This window comes from Phycicoccus avicenniae, from assembly GCF_018139485.1.
In the GTDB taxonomy this organism is placed as follows: domain Bacteria; phylum Actinomycetota; class Actinomycetes; order Actinomycetales; family Dermatophilaceae; genus Phycicoccus; species Phycicoccus avicenniae.
This window is the reverse complement of sequence record NZ_JAGSNF010000022.1, coordinates 29,092-46,010: the sequence shown is the minus strand read 5'-3', so window position 1 is coordinate 46,010 and position 16,919 is coordinate 29,092. Positions and strand designations below refer to the sequence as shown.

General features: G+C 74.7%; 18 protein-coding genes. 5 read left to right on the top strand and 13 right to left on the bottom strand.

Annotated features, from left to right (window positions below; all coding sequences use genetic code 11):
* Nucleotides 1–117: 117 nt before the first annotated feature.
* The 3 genes from pyrE to KC207_RS15180 are packed head-to-tail and all read right to left on the bottom strand — an operon-like array spanning nt 118 to nt 2,362.
* Nucleotides 118–672 (bottom strand): orotate phosphoribosyltransferase, encoded by a 555-nt coding sequence (pyrE, locus tag KC207_RS15190; protein ID WP_211604165.1) that lies wholly within the window; start codon nt 670–672, stop codon nt 118–120.
* Nucleotides 673–704: 32 nt separating this feature from the next.
* Nucleotides 705–1,481 carry an SDR family NAD(P)-dependent oxidoreductase gene (locus tag KC207_RS15185; RefSeq protein WP_211604164.1) on the bottom strand — a complete coding sequence of 259 codons (777 nt, stop codon included), beginning with the start codon at nt 1,479–1,481 and terminating at the stop codon, nt 705–707.
* The gene (locus tag KC207_RS15180; protein ID WP_249138777.1) at nt 1,478–2,362 is read right to left on the bottom strand and encodes an alpha/beta fold hydrolase; all 885 of its coding nucleotides are present in this window, start codon (nt 2,360–2,362) and stop codon (nt 1,478–1,480) included. The genes KC207_RS15185 and KC207_RS15180 overlap by 4 nt, the downstream gene beginning before the upstream one ends.
* A gap of 82 nt (nt 2,363–2,444) precedes the next feature.
* Between KC207_RS15180 and KC207_RS15175 the strand changes: the two genes are divergently transcribed.
* Nucleotides 2,445–3,242: an exodeoxyribonuclease III gene (locus KC207_RS15175; RefSeq protein WP_211604163.1), complete on the top strand. Its 798-nt coding sequence runs from the start codon at nt 2,445–2,447 to the stop codon at nt 3,240–3,242.
* Between the two features lie 43 nt (nt 3,243–3,285).
* Entirely contained in the window at nt 3,286–3,702 is a 417-nt protein-coding gene (locus KC207_RS15170) for a hypothetical protein (RefSeq protein WP_211604162.1), read from the top strand.
* A 37-nt stretch (nt 3,703–3,739) separates the two neighbouring features.
* Here KC207_RS15170 and KC207_RS15165 read toward each other — a convergent pair whose 3' ends face one another.
* The 7 genes from KC207_RS15165 to KC207_RS15135 form a co-directional block, all read right to left on the bottom strand.
* The gene (locus KC207_RS15165) at nt 3,740–4,546 is read right to left on the bottom strand and encodes an Fpg/Nei family DNA glycosylase (protein WP_211604161.1); all 807 of its coding nucleotides are present in this window, start codon (nt 4,544–4,546) and stop codon (nt 3,740–3,742) included.
* Between the two features lie 97 nt (nt 4,547–4,643).
* On the bottom strand, nt 4,644–5,153 hold the full coding sequence (locus KC207_RS15160) for a mycothiol transferase (protein WP_211604160.1): 510 nt from the start codon (nt 5,151–5,153) through the stop codon (nt 4,644–4,646).
* Nucleotides 5,154–5,329: 176 nt separating this feature from the next.
* Nucleotides 5,330–7,897, bottom strand: a complete 2,568-nt coding sequence (locus KC207_RS15155; protein WP_211604159.1) for an ATP-dependent Clp protease ATP-binding subunit — start codon at nt 7,895–7,897, stop codon at nt 5,330–5,332.
* 96 nt (nt 7,898–7,993) lie between these two features.
* Nucleotides 7,994–8,533, bottom strand: a complete 540-nt coding sequence (locus tag KC207_RS15150) for a gluconokinase (protein WP_249138776.1) — start codon at nt 8,531–8,533, stop codon at nt 7,994–7,996.
* The gene (locus KC207_RS15145) at nt 8,530–9,948 is read right to left on the bottom strand and encodes a GntP family permease (protein WP_211604158.1); all 1,419 of its coding nucleotides are present in this window, start codon (nt 9,946–9,948) and stop codon (nt 8,530–8,532) included. Before KC207_RS15145 ends, KC207_RS15150 begins: the two co-directional genes overlap by 4 nt.
* A 51-nt stretch (nt 9,949–9,999) precedes the next feature.
* Complete coding sequence (locus KC207_RS15140; protein ID WP_211604157.1) at nt 10,000–10,455, bottom strand: DUF1428 family protein; 456 nt, start codon at nt 10,453–10,455, stop codon at nt 10,000–10,002.
* A 10-nt stretch (nt 10,456–10,465) separates the two neighbouring features.
* Nucleotides 10,466–10,717 (bottom strand): ribonuclease E inhibitor RraB, encoded by a 252-nt coding sequence (locus tag KC207_RS15135; RefSeq protein ID WP_211604156.1) that lies wholly within the window; start codon nt 10,715–10,717, stop codon nt 10,466–10,468.
* Nucleotides 10,718–10,749: 32 nt separating this feature from the next.
* On the opposite strand from KC207_RS15135, the gene KC207_RS15130 reads away from it, so the two are divergent.
* A complete protein-coding gene (locus KC207_RS15130; protein ID WP_211604155.1) occupies nt 10,750–11,553 on the top strand; it encodes a TspO-related membrane protein in 804 nt (267 codons plus the stop codon).
* Here KC207_RS15130 and KC207_RS15125 read toward each other — a convergent pair.
* Nucleotides 11,543–12,337 carry an SGNH/GDSL hydrolase family protein gene (locus KC207_RS15125; RefSeq protein ID WP_211604154.1) on the bottom strand — a complete coding sequence of 265 codons (795 nt, stop codon included), beginning with the start codon at nt 12,335–12,337 and terminating at the stop codon, nt 11,543–11,545. The genes KC207_RS15130 and KC207_RS15125 overlap by 11 nt on opposite strands.
* Nucleotides 12,338–12,481: 144 nt before the next feature.
* Between KC207_RS15125 and KC207_RS15120 the strand changes: the two genes are divergently transcribed.
* Together KC207_RS15120 and KC207_RS15115 are read left to right on the top strand one after the other, a co-directional pair.
* Nucleotides 12,482–13,333 carry an SGNH/GDSL hydrolase family protein gene (locus tag KC207_RS15120; RefSeq protein ID WP_249138775.1) on the top strand — a complete coding sequence of 284 codons (852 nt, stop codon included), beginning with the start codon at nt 12,482–12,484 and terminating at the stop codon, nt 13,331–13,333.
* A gap of 46 nt (nt 13,334–13,379) precedes the next feature.
* The gene (locus tag KC207_RS15115; RefSeq protein ID WP_211604152.1) at nt 13,380–14,363 is read left to right on the top strand and encodes an NHL repeat-containing protein; all 984 of its coding nucleotides are present in this window, start codon (nt 13,380–13,382) and stop codon (nt 14,361–14,363) included.
* 70 nt (nt 14,364–14,433) lie between these two features.
* Here the strand turns inward: KC207_RS15115 and KC207_RS15110 are convergent, their stop codons facing one another.
* Both KC207_RS15110 and KC207_RS15105 read right to left on the bottom strand, forming a co-directional pair.
* A complete protein-coding gene (locus KC207_RS15110) occupies nt 14,434–16,116 on the bottom strand; it encodes a DUF2252 domain-containing protein (RefSeq protein ID WP_211604151.1) in 1,683 nt (560 codons plus the stop codon).
* 8 nt (nt 16,117–16,124) lie between these two features.
* On the bottom strand, nt 16,125–16,919 hold the full coding sequence (locus KC207_RS15105) for a triose-phosphate isomerase family protein (protein WP_282958978.1): 795 nt from the start codon (nt 16,917–16,919) through the stop codon (nt 16,125–16,127).

Sequence of the window (16,919 nt, the reverse complement as noted above, 5' to 3'; positions counted from 1 at the left end):
CCCCGCACGACGACGGCTCGTCCCCGGCAGGGGGCGGGCCGTCGTCGTGCGGTGCGGGTGGTGGCGCCGCGGGTGCGGAAGCCGACGCCCGGGAGGCGTGCGGAGCGGGCTCGGTCGTCAGGCGAGGCCGAGGTCGGCGAGCCCGTACACGTGGCGGTAGTCGAGGCCGGCGTCGGCGAAGACCCGGTCGGCGCCGGTCGCTCGGTCGGCGATCGTCGCGACGGCGACGACGGTCGCCCCCGCCTCCTGCGCGGCGGTCGCGGCCTCGAGCGGGGAGGCACCGGTCGTCGAGGTGTCCTCGACGACGAGGACCCGCCGGCCCTCGATGCCCGGCCCCTCGATCCGCTGCTGCAGGCCGTGCGCCTTGCCCGCCTTGCGGACGACGAACGCGTCCAGCCGGCGCCCGGCGGCCGCGGCGGCGTGGAGCATCGAGGTGGCGACGGGGTCGGCGCCGAGGGTCAGCCCGCCGACGGCGTCGAAGTCGAGGTCGGCGACGAGGTCGAGCATGACCCGGCCGACGAGCGGGCTCGCCTCCCCGTCGAGGGTGACCCGGCGGAGGTCGACGTAGTAGTCGGCCTCCTTGCCGGAGGAGAGGGTGACGCGGCCGTGCACGACGGCCTTGTCCCGGATGATCGTCTGGAGCCGGTCACGGTCGGCGGCGATGTCGCTCACGCGGCCCACCGTAGTGCGCCCCCGCCCGCTCGTCAGCGGCGGCCGCGGACCCGGTCGAGCAGCCGCGCCCCGGCACCCCGGACGACCGGCCGCGGCAGCGCCCGCACGAGCAGGGACAGGGCGGTCCACTGCGGCCCGGGGACGGAGACGACCCTCCCGGCGGCCGCGTCGGCGAGGGCCTGCGCCGCGACGTCGTCGGCGTCGAGCCAGAGCCCGGCGGGGACCCCGGGCCGTCGCATCCGGGCGCGGTCGTGGAACTCGGTGCGGGTCAGGCCGGGGCAGACCGCCGTCACCGTGACGCCGGTGTCGCGCAGCTGGCCGGCGAGCGCCTCGGACAGCACGGTGACGAAGGACTTGTGCGCGGAGTAGGAGCCGCTCGCCATCCACCCGGCGACGGAGGAGACGTTGAGGATGCACCCGCGGCCCCGGGCGCGCATCGCCCCGGCCGCGGCGTGGCTCGTGAGGAGCACGGCTCGCACCATGACGTCGAGGGCGGCCTCCTCACGCGCGACGTCGTTGTCGACGAACGGTCGCTCCTGGCCGAACCCGGCGTTGTTGACGAGGACGTCGACGGGCCGGGCGGGGTCCGCGAGGCGGTCGCAGACGTCCTGGGTCTGCCGGCGGTCGGCGAGGTCCGCGACGAGGACCTCGACGGCGTGGCCGTGCGCGGCGCGCAGCTCGGCGGCCAGCCGCTCGAGCCGGGCGCGGTCCCGGGCGACGAGGACGAGGTCGTGACCGTCGCGGGCGAGCCGCCGGGCGAAGGCCAGCCCGATCCCGGCGGTGGCCCCGGTGACGAGCGCGGTGGTCACGACACGCCCTCGGCGAGGAAGGGGAGCAGGGCGGCGAGGACCTCGTCGGGGGCCTCCTCGGGGCAGAAGTGCCCGCCCGGGACGGCGTGGCCGCGCACGTCGGCGGCGTACCCGCGCCACACGTCGAGGACGTCGTACGTACGGGCCACGAAGCCGTCGGCTCCCCACAGGACGAGCAGCGGGACCTCGACGCGCCGGTCCCGGCTCGCCCGGTCGTGCTCGAGGTCGACGCCGAGCCCGGCGCGGTAGTCCTCGCACGAGGCGTGGAGGACCTCGGGCCGGGAGAAGGCCCGGACGTAGGCGGTGACGGCGTCCTCGTCGAACCGCGCCCCGGGGGCGGACCAGCGGCGCAGCGTCTCGCGGAGGAAACCCTCGGGGTCGGCGCCGACGAGCCGCTCCGGGAGCCCGTCCGGCTGGGCGAGGAAGAACCAGTGGTAGTAGCCGGTCGCGAACCGCGCGTCGGCGTGCTCGACCATGTGCAGGGTCGGCGCGATGTCCAGGACCGCCATCCGGGTCACGACGTCGGGACGGTCGTGGACGAGCCGGTGGGCCACCCGGGCGCCCCGGTCGTGCCCGACGACGGCGAAGCGGTCGTGGCCGAGGGTCGCCATCGCCTCGAGCAGGTCGGCGGCGCTCGCCCGCTTCGAGAACGTCGCGTGGTCCGGCTGCGCGGCCGGCGCGGTGCTGTCGCCGTACCCCCGCAGGTCGGCGGCGACGACGGTGTGCTCCTCCGCCAGCGCGGGCGCCACGCGGTGCCACATCTCGTGGGTCTGCGGGTACCCGTGGAGGAGCAGGACGGGGGACCCCGACCCGGCGACGGCCACGTGCACCGTGCCACCGGAGGTCGGGACGTCGTGGACGGCTGCCCCGGGGATCGGCACGGCACCTCCTGCGTCGCGGGTGGGTCTGTCGCCAGCATCGCACGGTGCGGGGACCGTCGGTCGCGGTCGTTAGGGTGACGGCGTGCGTATCGCGACCTGGAACGTCAACTCCATCCGCTCCCGTGTCGACCGGGTCGAGGAGTGGCTGCGCCGCACCGACGTCGACGTCCTCGCGATGCAGGAGACGAAGGCCAAGGACGAGCAGTTCCCCTACGAGCGGCTCCGCGCGCTCGGCTACGAGGTCGCCCACCACGGGGTGAACCAGTGGAACGGCGTCGCCGTCCTCTCCCGCGTCGGGCTCGAGGACGTGCAGGTGGGGTTCGAGGGCGACCCGGGGTGGGGCGAGCCGGTGGCCGCGGAGGCCCGCGCCATCGGCGCGACGTGCGGCGGGGTGCGGATGTGGTCCCTCTACGTGCCCAACGGCCGCGCCCTCGACGACCCGCACATGGCGTACAAGCTCGAGTGGCTCGCCCGGCTGCGGGACCGGGCCGAGGACTGGGCGGCCGACGGCACCCCGGTGGCGCTCTGCGGCGACTGGAACATCGCCCCGCAGGACGAGGACGTGTGGTCGATGGAGTACTACGAGGACAAGTCGCACGTGAGCCCGCCCGAGCGGGCGGCCTTCTCCGCCTTCCTCGAGTCCGGGTTCGTCGACGTCGTCCGACCGCACGCGCCGGGTCCCGGCACGTACACGTACTGGGACTACCAGCGGCTGGCCTTCCCCAAGCGGCGGGGCATGCGCATCGACTTCGTCCTCGGCTCGCCGTCCCTCGCCGAGCGGGTCGCGGGCGCGGCCATCGACCGTGAGGAGCGCAAGGGCAAGGGGGCCAGCGACCACGCGCCGGTCGTCGTCGAGCTCGAGGACCGTCCGGTCACCTGACCGGGGGCTGACGCGGGACGGCCTCGCGGGTTAGCGTGCCGTGATGACGCGCCCGCCCCACGAGATCGTCGCGACGGTCCTCGTCGACCCCACGGTCCTCGGGGAGCTCGAGGTCGCGCTCATGCACCTCGACCTACGGGTGTGGCCGATGGCGACCGCCCCGAACTGCACCGACGGGCCCCGCCAGGCGTTCCAGTACCGGCGCCGGACCCTCATCGCCAAGCGCGGCGCGTGGGACGACGCGGAGCACTGGGTGCCGGTGTGGGTGTCGTTCGGGGCGTCCTGGAGCGAGGGCGCCGAGCCGCTGCCCTGGGAGGCGCACGCCGCCCTCTGGGACGAGCTGGCCCGGTGGTCCGGGCACGTCCACTACCGGAAGTGGCTGAGCGGCGTCCGTCCGCTCGAGGTCCCGGTCGGGGTCGACGGCGCCGGCTCGAGCCCGGGGGCGTCCCGCTCGGCCTGAGGTGGGTCGGGGCTGCTCGCAGGTCGGCTGCTGTCGGTCAGCGCTGCTCGCGGGGGCAGAACCACGTCGTGCGGCTGCCGACCGTCGCGCGGGCCATCTCGCTCCCGCACCGGGGACAGTGTCCCGACGCCCCTCGGTGCCGGACCACCTCGAGGGTGTGCACGCCGCCCTGACGCACGGCCGTGCGGATCGCGGACCGCAGGCGTCGGCGCAGCTCGTCGAGCTCCTCGGTGGACAGCTCACCCGCGGGGCGGCGGGGGTCGATCTCGGCCTGCCACAGCACCTCGTCGGCGAGCAGGTTGCCGACTCCCGCGACCCGCTGCTGGTCGAGCAGCCGCGCCTTGACCGGGGCCTTCCCGGTGCCGATCCGCTCGCGGAACTGCTCCCGGGTGATCTCCTCGGCGTCCGGGCCGAGCGCGTCGACGTCCGGGTCGAGGCGGATCCGACCCAGCCGGCGCGGGTCGAGCAACCGCATCCGACCGCCCCCCTCGAAGGTCAGGGTGAACCGGTACCACTCCTCCTTGCGCCGTCGCGGACGGCGCCGGCCGCTCCCCTGGTAGTCGCCGCCCTCGTCCTCGCCCTCGGGGCCGACGACGAGGATGCGACCGCTCATCCCGAGGTGGATGCCGAGCGGTGGGGCGTCCCCGCCGAGCTCGCACCAGATCGACTTGCCCCGGCGGTGCGCTGCGGTGAGCCGGTGCCCGACGAGGGCGTCGCGGATCTCGCCCGGCGGGTGCGGACGGCACTCCCACGAGTCGCTGTCGTCGACGTCGGTGATCGTGCGGTGCAGGGCCGACCGCTCGATGACGGCACGGGCGGACTCGACCTCGGGCAGCTCGGGCATGACCCGATCCTCGCCCGTGCCGGCCCGTCGGGTCGTGCCGGGGTGCCGACGAGGGGGGCAGGTGTCCAGGGCCCGGGGCAGCGACCCCGGGCGTCGACTACGGCCGGGTGAGGATGCCCGCCGCGTAGGCCGCCTGGCCGACGTGCTGGGTGGCGTCGTTGAGGGCGCTGACGAGCCGGACGGCGAGCGTCACCGGCGGGTCCCAGTCCTCGTCGACGACGCGGTCGAGGTCGGCGTCGTCGAGGGTGCGCAGCGCGTCGGCGACGAGGGCGTGCGTCGCGTCGAAGTAGCCGCGCAGGTCCTCGGCGTCGGCCCGGACGGCGAGGACCTCGTCGTAGGACATCCCGTACCCGTGCGCGCTCGCGGGGAAGGGCAGGTCGAAGCGCTCGGACCAGCCGCCGGTCGTCCAGACGACGTCGCGGTCGAACGCGTCGGCCACGTGGGTGTCGAGCACCCGGGTCGTGTGCCAGACGAGCCAGGCGACGGTGTTGGCACCGGGGGCGGGCGGGGTGGCGAGCTGCTCCTGCGGGACGTCGTCGAGGAGGACGTGGACGCTCTCCCGGACGCGGTCGAGGGCGTCGGTGAGGATGTCGCTGATCGTGGCCATGCCGCCGACGCTACGCCTGCGGTCCGACCCTGACGCGCTCCGGTGCCGGTGGCCGCCCGCGACGTCGTGGCCGGCCCGGCGAGCGCGAGACAAGAGAACGTCCCCCGACACAAGAGAACGTTTCCCTTGTGTCGGGGGACATTTCGGGGTCACCCCGAAAAGGGGAGGCGGGTGGGTCAGGTGAGGCGGAGCGTGTCCGCGTCGGGGTCGAGGCCGACGCGGACGGTGTCGCCGTCGCGGACCTCGCCGGCGAGCAGGGCGGTCGCGAGCCGGTCACCGATCTCGCGCTGGACGAGCCGGCGCAGCGGCCGTGCCCCGAACGCCGGGTCGTAGCCGCGCTCGGCGAGCCAGGACTTGGCGTCGTCGGACACCTCGAGGTCGATGCGGCGGTCGCGCAGCCGCGCCCCGAGCTCGTGGACCTGGAGGTCGACGATCCGGGCCAGCTCGTGGGTCGAGAGGGCGTCGAAGACGACGACCTCGTCGAGCCGGTTGAGGAACTCCGGCTTGAACGCCTGCCGCACGACCCCCATGACCTCCTCGCGCCGCTCGTCCGGCCCGAGGGTCGGGTCGACGAGGTACTGCGAGCCGAGGTTGGAGGTCATGACGAGGATGACGTTGCGGAAGTCGACGGTGCGGCCCTGCCCGTCGGTGAGCCGGCCGTCGTCGAGCACCTGGAGCAGGATGTCGAACGTCTCCGGGTGCGCCTTCTCGACCTCGTCGAGCAGGACGACCGAGTACGGCCGGCGCCGCACGGCCTCGGTGAGCTGGCCGCCCTCCTCGTACCCGACGTACCCCGGAGGGGCGCCGATGAGTCGGGCGACGGCGTGCCGCTCGGCGTACTCCGACATGTCGAGGCGGACCATCGCCCGCTCGTCGTCGAAGAGGAAGTCCGCGAGCGACTTCGCGAGCTCGGTCTTGCCGACGCCGGTCGGCCCGAGGAAGAGGAAGGACCCGGTGGGGCGGTCCGGGTCGGCGATGCCCGCCCGCGCCCGGCGCACCGCGTCGGACACCGCACGGACCGCGCCGGACTGCCCGATGAGGCGGGAGCCGATGATCGACTCCATCGACAGCAGCTTCTCGGTCTCGCCCTGGAGCAGCCGTCCGGCGGGGATGCCGGTCCACGCCGCGATGACCTCGGCGATGTCGTCGGCCCCCACCCGCTCCTTGACCATGAGGTCGGCCTCGGCGCTCGCGGACTCCGCGGCCTGGGCGGCCTCGAGCTGGGTCTGCAGGGCGGGGATGTCGCCGTAGAGCAGCTTCGACGCGCCGCCGTAGTCGCCGTCGCGCTGGAGCCGCTCGGCCTGCGTGCGCAGGTCGTCGAGGCGGGCCTTGAGGTCACCGACCCGGTTCAGGCCCTCCTTCTCGGCGGTCCACCGGGCGTTGAGGGCGTCGAGCTCCTCGGTGCGGTCGGCGAGGTCGGCACGCAGCCGCTCGAGCCGCTCCTTCGAGGCCTCGTCGCTCTCCTGGGCGAGGTGCAGCTCCTCCATCCGCAGCCGGTCGACCTGGCGGCGCAGGACGTCGATCTCGACGGGGCTGGAGTCGATCTCCATCCGCAGCCGGGACGCGGCCTCGTCGACGAGGTCGATCGCCTTGTCCGGCAGCTGCCGGCCGGTGATGTACCGGTCGGACAGCGAGGCCGCCGCGACGAGGGCGGAGTCCTCGATCTCGACCTTGTGGTGCGCCTCGTAGCGCTCCTTGAGGCCGCGGAGGATCGCGACGGTGTCCTCGACCGACGGCTCGCCGACGAACACCTGCTGGAAGCGGCGCTCGAGGGCCGGGTCCTTCTCGACGTGCTCGCGGTACTCGTCGAGCGTCGTCGCCCCGACGAGCCGCAGCTGCCCACGCGCGAGGAGCGGCTTGAGCATGTTGCCGGCGTCCATCGCCGACTCACCGGTCGCGCCGGCCCCGACGACGGTGTGCAGCTCGTCGATGAACGTGACGACCTCGCCGTCACTGCCGGTGATCTCCTCGAGGACGGCCTTGAGCCGCTCCTCGAACTCGCCGCGGTACTTGGCCCCGGCGACCATCGCCCCGAGGTCGAGGCTCACGAGCCGCTTGCCGCGCAGGGACTCGGGGACGTCGCCGTCGACGATGCGCTGGGCGAGACCCTCGACGACGGCGGTCTTGCCGACGCCGGGGTCGCCGATGAGGACGGGGTTGTTCTTCGTCCGGCGGGAGAGGACCTGCACGACCCGGCGGATCTCGTCGTCCCGGCCGATGACGGGGTCGAGGCGGCCGTCGCGGGCGGCCTGGGTGAGGTCGGTGCCGTACTGCTGCAGCGCCTCCCCGCCCTCCGCCGGGGTCTCGGACGTCACGGTGCGCCCGGCCCGCAGCTCGGTGAGCTTGGCCTCCATGTCCGCCGCGCCACGCTTCTCGACGGCGGCGAGGTGGCCGGTCTCGGCGAGGGCGAGCAGGAGCAGGTCGAGGGCGAGGAAGGTGTCTCCCGTCGCGCGCATGAGGGTGTCGGCCTGCTGGAGGACGGCGAGCGCCTCCCGGCCGAACGTGGGGGCGGACGACCCCCCGCTCGCGGTCGGCAGGGTCCGCAGCCGGGCGTCGGCCTGGCCCAGGACGTGGGCTGCACCGGTACCCGCCGCGCCGAGGAGGGCGTCGGCGAGCGGCGTGTCGAGGCGGAGCGCGGCGCTCGTGAGGTGGTCGGGGGTGATCTCGGCGTGGCCCGCCTGCTGCGCGGCGCGCTGGGCGAGGGCCAGCGCCTCGGCCACCTTGGTCGTGGGCTTCAGCTCCATCCGTCGGGTCTCCTGCTCGTGCGAAGGTCGTCGTCAGTGTCGTCAACACTGAACAAAGTTGAGTCTATTCCACTCAACCCGCGCCACGCACCCCCGTCAGTGCCGGCCGAGCCAGCGCACCGCCTCGTCGACGAGCGTCTCGGGATCGCGCCGCAGGTCGAGGACGACCCCGTCCTCGTCCGGCTCGAGCGGCTCGAGGGTCGCCACCTGCGACTCCAGGAGGGCGGGGGGCATGAAGTGGTCGGGACGGGCGGACATCCGCGCCGCGATGAGGTCGGCCGGACCGTCGAGGTGGACGAACTGCACCTGCGGCGGGCCGTGCCGCAGGATGTCGCGGTAGGACCGGCGCAGGGCCGAGCAGGCCATGACGGTGGACTGCCCCTCCCGCGCCTGGGCGGCCATCCACGCCGCCAGCTCGGCGAGCCACGGCCGACGGTCGGCGTCGGTGAGCGGCGTCCCCGCCGACATCTTCGCGATGTTCGTCTCCGGGTGGAACCGGTCCGCCTCGGCGAACGGCAGCCCGACCGCGTCGGAGATCCCCTGTGCCACCGTCGACTTGCCGCACCCGGACACGCCCATGACGACGACGTGCCGGGTGCGGCCGTGCCCGGGGCCGGGCCCCTCGGGGACGCTCACAGGACGACACTCACGAGGGCCGCGAGGGCGAACCCGACGACGCCGATGAGGGTCTCCATGACCGTCCACGTCCGCAACGTCGTGCGCACGTCCATCCCGAGGAAGCGGCCGACGAGCCAGAAGCCGGAGTCGTTGACGTGCGACAGGACGGTCGAGCCGCACGCGATGGCGACGACGACGCAGGCGAGGTCGATACTGCTCAGCGACCCGGCCGCCTCGACGGTCGGCGCGATGAGGCCGGCGGTCGTCGTGAGCGCGACGGTCGCCGAGCCCTGCGCCACCCGCAGCGCGGTCGCGACGAGGAAGGCGGCGACGATGACGGGCAGGCCGACGCCCTCGAGCGACCCGGCGAGCGCCTCGCCGATGCCGCTGGCCCGCAGCACGCCGCCGAACATGCCGCCCGCGCCGGTGATGAGGATGATCGCGCACACCGGGGCGAGCGCGCCGTTGAGCAGCTGCTCGACGTCGGACTTCGAGCGACCCCGGCCGAGCACGGCGGTCGCGACGAGCACGGTGACGAGCAGGGCGACGGCGGTCTGCCCGATCATCCGCAGCAGCCCGACCCAGGTCGCGTCCCCGTCGACGACCCCCGCCGTCGCGAGGGTGTTGAGCCCGGTGTTGAGGAAGATGAGGGCGAGCGGCAGCAGGAGCAGGCCCATGACCGTCGCGAACGCCGGCGGCGGCAGGTCGTCCGAGCCCTCCGGCTCCTTCGCGCCGCCCGACAGCAGCTCGGGGACGGCCTGGTCGATGCGCCGCCCGGTCCAGGTCCCGAAGAGGTAGGAGGCGAGGTACCAGGTCGGCAGGCCGACGAGCAGGCCCACGACGACGAGGAGGCCGATGTCGGCCCCGAGGATCTCCCCGGCCGCGACCGGCCCCGGGTGCGGTGGGACGAACGCGTGCATGACGGCGAAGGCACCGGCCGCCGGCAGGGCGTACGTGAGGACCGAGCCGCCGAAGCGCCGCGCGACGCTGAAGATGATCGGCAGCATGACGACGAGCCCGGCGTCGAAGAAGATCGGGAAGCCGAAGAGCAGCGACGCGACGCCGAGGGCCAGCGGTGCGCGCTTCTCCCCGAACCGCGAGACGAGCGTGTCGGCGAGGACCTGCGCGCCCCCGCTCACCTCGAGCAGGCGGCCGATCATCGCGCCGAGCCCGACGAGGAGGGCGACGTTGGCGAGCGTGCCGCCGAAGCCGTCGAGGAGGGTCGGCACGACGTCGGCGAAGGGGATGCGGGTGACGACGGCCGTGAGCAGGCTGACGAGCACGAGCGCCACGAAGGCGTGCATCCGCAGCTTCATGATGAGGAAGAGCAGCACGCCGACGGCACCGGCGGCGACGAGGAGGAGCACGCCGGAGGAGTAGGCGGGCTCGACGGCGTCCGCGGCGACGACCGCGGTAGGGGCGAGTGACGGCATCGTCACTCCTCTCGGGTCGGGACCCGGGGCGGGACCCCCGGCGACCCCACGCTATCGACGCGGTGACCGCCCGTCGCCTTCCGGAACGACCGTGTCCGGTCGATCCGCCCCGCGCCGGGCCTCGAGCGAGACCTCGAAGGTGCCACCGCGAACCCGTGCACCGTCGAAGACCGGCTCCTCGTCGAGGGTGGCCACCACGCGGGGGTCGGCGAGCGCGGCGGCGACACCCCGGTCGCGGACATCCCGGGAGGGCCACCGCGTCAGCGTGACGACGACCGCCTCGCTCGGCCCCGTGGACACGAGGCCGGCCACGTCGCCCAGCGCGTCGGCCGCGTACTCCGCCGCGTGGAAGTCCGCCTGACCCACCGCGTCCTCGACCTGCCAGTGGTCCACGACCGAGGTCGCGCCGTGTTCGAGGTAGACCTGGGCCATCCGCCGCGAGAACTCCTCGAAGGCCGAGCGCCGGTCACGGGGGACGGGCACGAGCGTGATGTCGGTGATGTCCATGCAGCGGTCCCTACCCGAGCGGGGTCGGGTCGTACCAGCCGTCACGCTCCTGCGCGAGAGCCGAGAGCCGTTCCCGCAGGTCGGGGATGTCCCGGTCGCCCTCGACGACGACGTGCACGGCCCACTCGTGGTCCTCGGCGTCGTCCTCGCCGGAGAGCGCCTCGCGGACGACCCGGACCTCCGTGAACCCCTCGTCGCGGAGCTCGTCGGCGACCTGCTCGGCCACGTCGCGGTCGGGGAAGACGAGGAGGTGCTCGGTCATGGGCCCAGTATCCCGCCGGGATACCGTGGGGCATGGCCACCGTGACGACCGGCAGCACGCCGACCGCCGAGGACCGACGCCGTCAGGTGGTGGTGACCGTCGCGGAGGTGTTCTGCGTCGTCGGGACCCTCGTCGGGCTCGGCGTCCTCGGGACGCAGGTCGAGGACTCCGCCGGCGGCGCGCTCGCCGCCGACGCCACGCTCCTGGCCCCCGCGGGGCCGGCGTTCTCGATCTGGACCCCGATCTACCTCGGCCTCCTCGGGTACACCGTCTGGCAGTGGCTGCCCGAGCACGCGACCGACCGGCGGCACCGCGCGACGGGATGGCTCGCCGCGGCGTCGATGGTCCTCAACGCGTCGTGGCTCCTGGTGACCCAGCAGGGCTGGGTGTGGGTGAGCGTCGTCGTCATCCTCGCGCTGGCAGCGACCCTGTTCGCCCTCGTCGACCGCTTGCAGCGGACGCCGTCGTACGGGGTCGGGGAGTCGGTGCTCGTCGACGGGACGTTCGGCCTCTACCTCGGCTGGGTCGTCGTCGCGTCGGCCGCCAACGTCTTCGCCGCCCTCTCCTCGAGCGGTGTGCGTCTCGACGGCGGTGCGCTCGCGACGGTGCTCGCGCTCGTGGGGGTCGGCCTCGTCGCCGCCGTCGGGGTGGGGCTCGCCCGGCGGTTCGGCGGTCGGTGGTCCGTCGCGGTCGCCCTCGCGTGGGGCCTGGCGTGGGCCGGGTGGGGCCGCCTCGCCGACGAGCCGGCGTCCGTCCCGGTCGGCCTCGCCGCGCTCGTCGCGGCCGTCGTCGTCGTCGCCGCGGCCACCCAGGAGCACGCGCGGCTCACGGTGTGAGGCCGGACGCCGCCTCCCGGCCCGCGAGCCTCCCGACGCACGGGACCGGCTCGGCCCACTTCGGTTCCCGTCGGTCCCGGCGACCGGCCATCGTCCCCCAGCGCCACACGTGCGGGACGACGGCGCCCGTCCACCACCGGGCCTCCTCGGCCCAGCGCGGTGCGGTGGGGCGGTGCCCCGGCGCGGCCTCCCGGCGCGAGCCCCGCACCGGGCCCACGCCGAGCGCGTCCGCCACCCGGTGGGCGACGAGCCGGTGCCCCCACGCGTTGAGGTGCACCCGGTCGACACAGAACGCGTCCGGTCCCCAGCGGCCGAGATCGGCGACGTCCACGAGGGTCGCGCCCCGACGCTCCGCGAGAGCCCGGACCCGGTCGTTGTAGGCGACGACGCGCGGACGCGCACGCCGCAGCAGGGGCGTGACGGTGACCTCGGGGACGGTCAGCACCACGACGCGGGTGGACGGGGCCGCCACCGCCGCGACGACCGCGTCGAGCGTCGCGGCCACGACGTCGACGTCGACGCGCGGCAGGAGGAGGTCGTTGCCGCCCGCCCAGACCGTCGCGAGCGACGGCCGGGCCCTTACCACCACGGGCACCTGGTGCTCGAGCACCTGCGCCACGCGCCGACCCCGCAGCGCGAGGTTGACGTAGGCCGCGTCCTCCGTGTGCGTGCCCAGCGCGTCGGCGACGAGCTTGGCCCAGCCACGCCAGCCGTTCGGGTAGTCCGGATGGGGGTCGCCGACCCCCTCGGTGAGCGAGTCGCCGAGTGCCACGAACGTCGTCACGTCGGGCACGCTAGGGCCGGCCTCCCGGCCTCCGGCGACGCCCGGTCGTCCGGGCGGCGACCGCCCGGTGAACTCTTGCCGGCACCGGACCGCGACCCCCGGGGAGCGGCGCCGCGGAGGTCGACTCCGTGCTGCGATGAGGGGGTGGACCCCGGCCGTCTCGTCGCCGTCGGCGACTCCTTCACCGAGGGCGTCGGTGACCCGCACCTGCGCTACCCCAACGGCTACCGCGGGTGGGCCGACCGCCTCGCCCGCCAGCTCGGCCGCGCCGACCCCCGGTGGGAGTACGCCAACCTCGCCCTGCGGAGCAAGCGCATCGACGCCGTCCTCGCCGAGCAGCTCCCGGCCGCGCTCGCCCTGCGCCCGACGGTCGCGACGTTCTTCGCCGGGGGCAACGACCTGCTCGCCGTCCGCGCCGACGTCGACGGCGTCCTCGACCACTACGAGCGGGCCGTCGCGGCCCTCGCCGGGACCGGTGCCGCCGTCGTCGTCTTCACCGCCTTCGACCCGCGGATGACCGCCCTGCTCGAGCCGCTCACCAGGCGGGCCCGGGCGATGAACGCCGGGATCCGGGACATCGCGGACGAGCACGACGCCCTCGTCGTCGACCACGCCCGGCTCCGGGAGTTCGACGACCCCCGTCTCTGGGCCCCGGACCGTCTGCACATGAGCCGCTGGGGCCACAAGCGGATGGCGGCGGCGGTGCTGCGCGAGATCGGCGTGCCGCACACCCTCCACCTGCGGCGCCTCACCGACCCGCCGCCGCCGACCCGGTGGACCCGCGCGGTCGCCGACGAGGCACGGTTCGTGCGCGACGAGGTGGTCCCGCTCGTCCGGCGCCGGGTCACCGGGCGCAGCAGCGCCGACACCGCGGACCCGAAGTGGCCCGACCCGGTGCGGCCCGCGGACGGGCTGAAGCGGCTGGCTCGGGAACGCTCCGCCCCGCTCCGCGGCGCGCCCGCGACCGTCCAACCTTCGACGAAGGTTGGACGGTGACGTTCCTGCGCGCCCCCTCCAGGTCCTCGTCGGGGACCGTGAGGACATGAGCACGACAGCCGCCGCCCTGCCCCGTCCGAGCCGCCGCGTCGCCATCGGCATGACGACGCTCACCGCCGCCGCTCTCCTCGGCCGCCCGACCCCCGCCGCCGCGAGGCGTGCACCCCGCGCCCCCGAGACCGTCGCGCTGCCCGACGGCATCCGACCCGAGGGCATCACCTCCGGCCCCGGTACGACGTACTACGTCGGCAGCCTCGCCGACGGTCGGATCGTCACCGGTGACCTGCTCGCGGGCACCGTCGCGACGTTGCTCCCCGGGGCCGCCGGACGCCAGCTCCGCGGCCTCTTCTTCGACGACCGGTCGGGCCTGGTGTGGGCGGCGGGCAACGTCGGCAGCGAGGGCCACGTCTGGGCGGTCTCCGGCGCGGACGGCACCGTCCTCGCCGACGTCGTCGTCCCGGGCGCGGGCTTCCTCAACGACCTCGTCGTCACCGACGACACCGTCTGGGTCACCGACTCGCGGGTCGACCGGCTCACCGCGATCGCCGTCGACGGCCGCGGTGCGCCGACCGGCACCGACCCGGCGTTCCTGCCGCTCGGCGGGGCGTGGCCCGGCTACGACGGCACGAACCTCGCGGCCAACGGCATCCGCGAGCTGTCCGACGGCAGTCTCGTCCTGGACCACAGCACCGCGGGCGGCCTCTGGGCCGTCGACCCCGCGACGGGCACGACGACGGAGATCCCCGTGAGCGGCGGTCCGGGTATAACCGGCGGCGACGGGCTCGTGCTCGACGGCTCGGTCCTGTACGTCGTGCGCGGCAGCGGTCAGGCGGAGGTCTCGGTGCTCCGGCTGCGCGCCGGCGCCGACGGCTGGGCCGCGGCCTGGCGGGGCCGCGCGGAGGACGAGACCCTCGACGTCCCCGCGACCGCCACGCTGGCCGGGGGCTGGTTGTGGGCCGTCAACGCCCGGTTCGGCGTCGCGTCGCCCGACACCGCCTCCTACTGGATCACGCGCCTGCCTGCCCGCTGAACGGGCTCCGGACCACCGCGCCCGACCTCGCCCCCTTCGGCTCACGCCGGGTCGGGCGCGGTGCCGTGCGTCAGCGGAACACCCGGTCGACGGACGTGAAGGCACCGAGCGCGTGGTCGGCCCGGAAGGACGCGTGGTCCGCCCGCAGCCGCTCGGCCGCCTCGGTCGCGAAGCCGAGGGTGTCCTCGAGGAACAGCTCGGGCACCCCGATGGCGTCGAGGACCAGCGGCTCGATGTCCACCTCCCGCTCCCCGACGTCGTCCGACAGGGCGTGCGCGTGCGCGAGGGTCTGGCCACACAGCTGCGCGTACCTCTTCCAGTCCCCGAACGACAGCTCGTCCAGGTCGATCTCGTTCTTGTACGGCGACCGCTCGCGGGTCATGAAGCTCATCCCCTCGAACTCGACGTGCCCGAAGAACACGTCGCCGTTGACCAGCTGGACCCGGGCCGCCTCGGTGATCCGCTCCCCCGTCCCGTCGACCCCGAAGTCGGAGGGCGGGACGAGCCCCGACAGCGCCGACCGGCGGGCCTGCTTGAGCTCGACGATGACGTCGTCCGACCCGTCGGCCGTCGGACCCTCGAGGAGGACGTAGTACCGGGTGAGCCCGAGCGAGGCGGTCCCCTGGCCGATCCGCGCGGCGACGTCCTTGACCCGCATCCGACCGGCCCGCGCCGGGACGGTCATCCCGTTGTCCTTCACCATCCGGTCGACGACCTGCTGGAACTCGGGGACCCGCCCGGACTGCGGCACGAGCTTCTTGCTGGACTTGAAACCCCGCCCGTACTCGTCGTGGTACTTCTTCGCGAGCCACTCGGTGCGCGCGTTCAGCGAGTTCTCCAGGAGCGCCTTGATGATGGGCGGCGCGTTGTCCAGCCGCGTCTGGTGCTGGGTCTCGTCCCCGTCGCGCGCGAAGCGGGTCATCCCCTCGACGTACCCCCGCACGAACTCGGCCGCGACGGCTCGCTGCTTCTTGGGCTTCATCCCGCCCTCGACCTCGGCGGCCACGACGAACCCGACGGCACCGCGCTTGATGTCCCACGTGAAGGGGGCGTAGTAGGCCTCGTCGAAGTCGTTGACCCCGAAGAAGGGGACGTTGTCGGCGCTCGGCATGACGCCGAAGTTCTCGGGGTGGACGTCACCGAGACAGAGCACCGTCGGCATCCACGCGTCCTCGCCCGCGATGTCGCGGTAGAAGAGCAGCGCGGTGCCACGGAAGAACGAGTACATCGAGTCGGCGAGCTTGTCGAACTTCGCCTGCGCGTCGTCCGAGCCGTCGGTGATGCGGGACCGGTGGTCCTCGCGGATCGTCTGGCGGACGTGGACCCGCCGGTCGTGGCCGGAGAGGTTGCGCGGCAGCGGCACCATGTCGCCCCGGGCCCGGGCGGCGGCCAGGGCGGTGAAGGAGTCCATCCGGGACGCGGCGTCCCGGGGCCCGAGCGCGGAGTCCTTCGGACCGCCGGTCGACCCGGCGGAGTCGCCGGCGGCGGTGGGGCGCGACTTCGTCGCCGCGTCCTTGCGGGTCGACGCCTGCTTCGCCGACGCCTTCGTCGCCCCGGACCTCCTCGACCCCGACGACGTCGTCGTCTTCGCCCCGGCCTTCTTGGCGGCGGCCTTCTTCGTGGGGGACTTCTTCGCCGCGGACTTCTTCGCCGTCGACGAGGCCGTGCGCGCGCTCGAGCCGGAGCCGTCCCCGTCGGGGGCCGCGGACGAGGCGGCGGCGGTCGAGCGGGAGCGGCGGGAGGTGGAGGCCATGACCCTGTCTATCGCACGGCGCCGAGGCCCGGAAGCGCCGACCGGCCGCCGTCGCGCGCGACCCGGTCGGCGACGACCCCGAGCAGCCTCCGGAACCCGGCCGCCGACCACGCGGCCCGTCCGACGAACAGCCCGTCGACGCCGGTGTCGAGCAGGACGTCCGCGTTCGCCGTGTCGACGCCCCCGCCGTAGAGCACGGCCAGCGGGTCGGCGTCGGTGAGCGCCGAGCCGGTCCGGCGCAGGTGGGCGACGACCGGCGCGACGTCGTCGGGCGTCGCGGGCGTCCCGCCGGCGCCGATGGACCACACCGGTTCGTAGGCGAGGACGACCCGGCGGACCTCCTCGCCGTCGAGACCGCGCAGGGCGCTCGCCAGCTGGTCGGTGAGGTGCTCGAGGGCCCGGCCCTCGCGGCGACGCCCCGCGCTCTCCCCGACGCACAGCAGCGGGGTCAGACCGCCGTCGAGGACCGCCCGCAGCTTGGCGGCGACGACGCCGTCGTCCTCGCCGAGCCCGATCCGGCGCTCGGAGTGACCGACCTCGACGATCCCCGCGCCGGCGTCGGCGACCTGCGCCACCGAGACCTCACCGGTCCACTCCGGGCCGTCGTCCCAGTGCGCGTCCTGGGCGCCGACCCGCAGCCCGTGACCGGACGGGACGGCACCGGCCACGGCCGCGAGCGCGGTGTGCGGCGGGAGGACGAACGCGTCGACACCGGGCGGCAGGGGCCGGTCGGTCACCTCGGCGACCCACGCCCGCGCGGACGCGAGCGTCATCGACATCTTCCAGCTCGTCCCGAGCCACAC

Excerpts from the sequence above, each read along its gene's own strand:
- KC207_RS15135 (WP_211604156.1), bottom strand. The coding sequence starts at position 10,717 with ATGACCGAGCACCTCCTCGTCTTCCCCGACCGCGACGTGGCCGAGCAG.
- KC207_RS15145 (WP_211604158.1), bottom strand. The coding sequence starts at position 9,948 with ATGCCGTCACTCGCCCCTACCGCGGTCGTCGCCGCGGACGCCGTCGAG.
- KC207_RS15130 (WP_211604155.1), top strand. The coding sequence starts at position 10,750 with ATGGCCACCGTGACGACCGGCAGCACGCCGACCGCCGAGGACCGACGC.
- KC207_RS15115 (WP_211604152.1), top strand. The coding sequence starts at position 13,380 with ATGAGCACGACAGCCGCCGCCCTGCCCCGTCCGAGCCGCCGCGTCGCC.
- KC207_RS15140 (WP_211604157.1), bottom strand. The coding sequence starts at position 10,455 with ATGGACATCACCGACATCACGCTCGTGCCCGTCCCCCGTGACCGGCGC.
- KC207_RS15155 (WP_211604159.1), bottom strand. The coding sequence starts at position 7,897 with ATGGAGCTGAAGCCCACGACCAAGGTGGCCGAGGCGCTGGCCCTCGCC.
- KC207_RS15165 (WP_211604161.1), bottom strand. The coding sequence starts at position 4,546 with ATGCCCGAGCTGCCCGAGGTCGAGTCCGCCCGTGCCGTCATCGAGCGG.
- KC207_RS15160 (WP_211604160.1), bottom strand. The coding sequence starts at position 5,153 with ATGGCCACGATCAGCGACATCCTCACCGACGCCCTCGACCGCGTCCGG.
- KC207_RS15110 (WP_211604151.1), bottom strand. The coding sequence starts at position 16,116 with ATGGCCTCCACCTCCCGCCGCTCCCGCTCGACCGCCGCCGCCTCGTCC.
- KC207_RS15170 (WP_211604162.1), top strand. The coding sequence starts at position 3,286 with ATGACGCGCCCGCCCCACGAGATCGTCGCGACGGTCCTCGTCGACCCC.